At 64.7% G+C, this 2,907-nt stretch carries 2 protein-coding genes and 2 pseudogenes; 1 reads left to right on the top strand and 3 read right to left on the bottom strand.

The annotated features are described in order from the left end of the window. A pseudogene (locus tag Q7V15_RS08405) lies at positions 1-252 on the bottom strand (hypothetical protein); the annotation flags it as partial. 95 nt (positions 253-347) lie between these two features. Continuing rightward, positions 348-575, bottom strand: coding sequence for a hypothetical protein (locus tag Q7V15_RS08400; protein WP_304755036.1), 228 nt, complete (start codon positions 573-575; stop codon positions 348-350). A 248-nt stretch (positions 576-823) separates the two neighbouring features. Between Q7V15_RS08400 and Q7V15_RS08395 the strand changes: the two genes are divergently transcribed. Continuing rightward, entirely contained in the window at positions 824-2,611 is a 1,788-nt protein-coding gene (locus Q7V15_RS08395; RefSeq protein ID WP_304755034.1) for a long-chain-acyl-CoA synthetase, read from the top strand. 50 nt (positions 2,612-2,661) lie between these two features. On the opposite strand, the pseudogene Q7V15_RS08390 reads toward Q7V15_RS08395, so the two are convergent. Further along, a pseudogene (locus Q7V15_RS08390) lies at positions 2,662-2,907 on the bottom strand (hypothetical protein); the annotation flags it as partial.

The raw sequence follows: 2,907 nt of genomic DNA, 5'->3' as shown, positions 1-2,907 counted from the left end.
GGCCCATTCCATGTCGCGACGATTGTCGAGATAGAGCACCACCTCGTCCCAGGTGGTCTCTGTCACCAGCGAGCGCTCGACCTCGGCGATCGCCGAAACAAGGCCCTGTCGGACCAACTCCTCTTCCCGTGTCAGGGTCGTGTTGTCGACGCCGCGGCTCCACAGAACCAGGCTGAGCACGAAAACGGCCATGGCCGCCAGGGCGAGCGCCACGGCAGGGGCCAGCAGATTTCGGTTGCTGAGGCGACCCATGTCGCTGTCCTCAAGTCGCCCAGTGTTTCCAGAGACAAGCTTCGCCCGTTTCGAAAATCAATGTTTGCTGAAATGTGCGGCGAGTTGACGCAGGCCTAGTCGCGGATATCCGGACGGCTGCGGGCCTTGGCGGTCTCGGACGCAGGCCAGACGCGCACGGCGATGGCGGCTGTGAGGGAGCCGAACACGGCGAGCACGGCGCCGAGGGCCTGCACCTCATTCATTCCGGTCGCCAGAAGCCGTCCGGTCATGGCCCCGGACACAAAGACGAGGCTGGCGGTGCCCCATTCGGCCATGCCTTGTGAAAATAGCCCTCTGAGCATTTCGATGTCCCACCTTCTGCGGTGTTGAAACCATGCCCCAGACGCCCTTAGACAATTCTTACGAGAGGCTGGCTGCGGCGTCTGGACGCAGGCTGGTCCACAGAATGACCACAGAACGGTCCACAGGCGCCGGCGATGCGCCGAGGGCGGAATTCCCCTATCGGCGGCGTTGCGCGGAGTAGAGCGAACGCTGCGGGTTGACCCGTCGGGGAACGGACCGCCAAGGTAGGCGTAATTTGGGGGTGCTGATGCGTTTGAAAGCCCGGCTAGGACGTGAATTGCGGTTTCTCCGCAAGCTCCGACGCACCCTCGGGCGGGTGAAATCGATCTCGCCCGATTCGGCGAACCTGATCTGTGATGATCTGCAGGCGGCGGTGGACCGCTGGCGCGATCGACCAGCCATGACATTCGAAGGCCGGACCATCAGCTATGCGGAGCTGGACGGGATCGCCAACCGTTACGCCCACTGGGCCAAGGGTCTGAACCTGCGGCGCGGCCAGACCGTGGCGCTGTTCATGCCCAACCGGCTTGAATATTTCTGTGTCTGGTATGGCCTGTCCAAGGTCGGGGTTATCACTGCGCTGATCAACAACCAGCTCACGGGCGCGGCCCTCGCCCACTGTCTGAACGTGTCTGGCGCCAGCCACTGCATTGTCGACCCTGAGACGTCCCCCGCCTTTGAGGAGGTCAAGGACGGCCTTGAGACCCACGTCCAGCAATGGGTGCTGGGCGAGGCGCGAAATGAGCAGCGGGACCTGATTCAGGCCCTGAAAAGCTGCAGTCAGCTGCCCCCTGACCGCGGGGTCCGCGAGGGCATGACCGCCCGCGACACCTGCCTCTATATTTTCACCAGCGGCACCACCGGCCTGCCCAAGGCCGCGCGCATCAACCATGTGCGCGCCCAGCTCTATATGAGGGGCTTCGCTGGTTCGACCGGCGCCGAAGAGAGCGACCGCATCTATGTGGCCCTGCCGCTCTATCATGCCACCGGTGGCCTCTGCGCCCTGGGCGCGGCCCTCCTCAATGGCGGCTCGGTCGTCCTGAAGAAGAAGTTTTCGGCCAGCCAGTTCTGGCCGGATATCGCGGCCGAGGGCTGCACGATGTTCGTCTATATCGGCGAGCTCTGCCGCTATCTGGTCAACCATCCCGAGACCGAGATGGAGACCCGCCACAAGCTTCGCCTGGCCTTCGGCAACGGGCTGCGTCCCGATGTCTGGCCGGTGCTCAAGAGCCGTTTCCGCATTCCCGATGTCCTGGAGTTCTACGGCTCCACCGAGGGCAATGTGTCGATGTTCAATTTCGACGGGAAGGTCGGCGCGATTGGGCGGGTGCCGCGCTATCTGCGCAAACGCTTCAACTTCCGCCTGGTGCAGTTCGACGTCGAGAACGAGGCGCCGATCCGCGGGCTGGACGGTTTCTGCATCGAGTGTGGGCCGGGCCAGATCGGGGAGTGTGTCGGCCGCATCGGCGGGGACGCCCGCGCCGACTTCACCGGCTATCTGGACAAGGCCGCCAGCGACAAGAAGGTGTTGCGCGACGTCTTCGAGCGGGGGGACGCTTGGTTCCGCACCGGCGACCTGATGAGCCAGGACGCCGAGGGCTATTTCTACTTCGTCGACCGGATCGGCGACACCTTCCGCTGGAAGGGGGAGAACGTCTCCACCAACGAGGTGGCCGCCCGTCTGCAGGAGCCGGCCGGAGTCCTGGAGGCGAATGTCTATGGGGTGGAGGTGCCGGGCGCCGATGGCCGCGCGGGCATGGCGGCCCTGGTGACGGATGAGACCTTCGATCTCGCCGCCTTCGCCGAGCATGTGGGGCGCGAGTTGCCGGCCTACGCCCAGCCGCTGTTCCTGCGGATGATGCCGGCCATGGAGACCACCGGGACATTCAAGCAGCGCAAGGTGGACCTGGTGGAGCAGGGGTTTGATCCCGGAAAGGTCAAGACGCCGCTCTACTTCCGCGATCCCGACAAGGGCTATGTGAAGCTGACCAAGACAGTGTTCACCAAGATCGCCGCGGGCGGGTATCGGATTTGAGGCCGGGTCGCCCTCCGACAGGAGGCGCCGGGGAACGGGTAAGGTCCCGCTCAAAGCTGTGGCAGGCTGGGCTCCGCATCGTCCCCGGCCAGGGTCAGGTTCAGGCGAACGCGAACCCCTGAGGCGTCGAAGTTCAACTGAACCTCGCCGTCCATATCGCCCCGGACGCTCTGCTGAATGAGCCGCGAGCCGAACCCCATGCGGGTGGGCGGGACAACCTCCGGCCCGCCGTCCTCGCTCCAGGTCAGCTCAAGCCTCTGGCGAGATCCTTCCTGCCGGACCGTCCACTCCACCCG

Source organism: Phenylobacterium sp. (genome assembly GCF_030651755.1).
In the GTDB taxonomy this organism is placed as follows: Bacteria; Pseudomonadota; Alphaproteobacteria; order Caulobacterales; family Caulobacteraceae; genus Phenylobacterium.
This window is presented reverse-complemented; position numbering and strand designations above follow the sequence as displayed.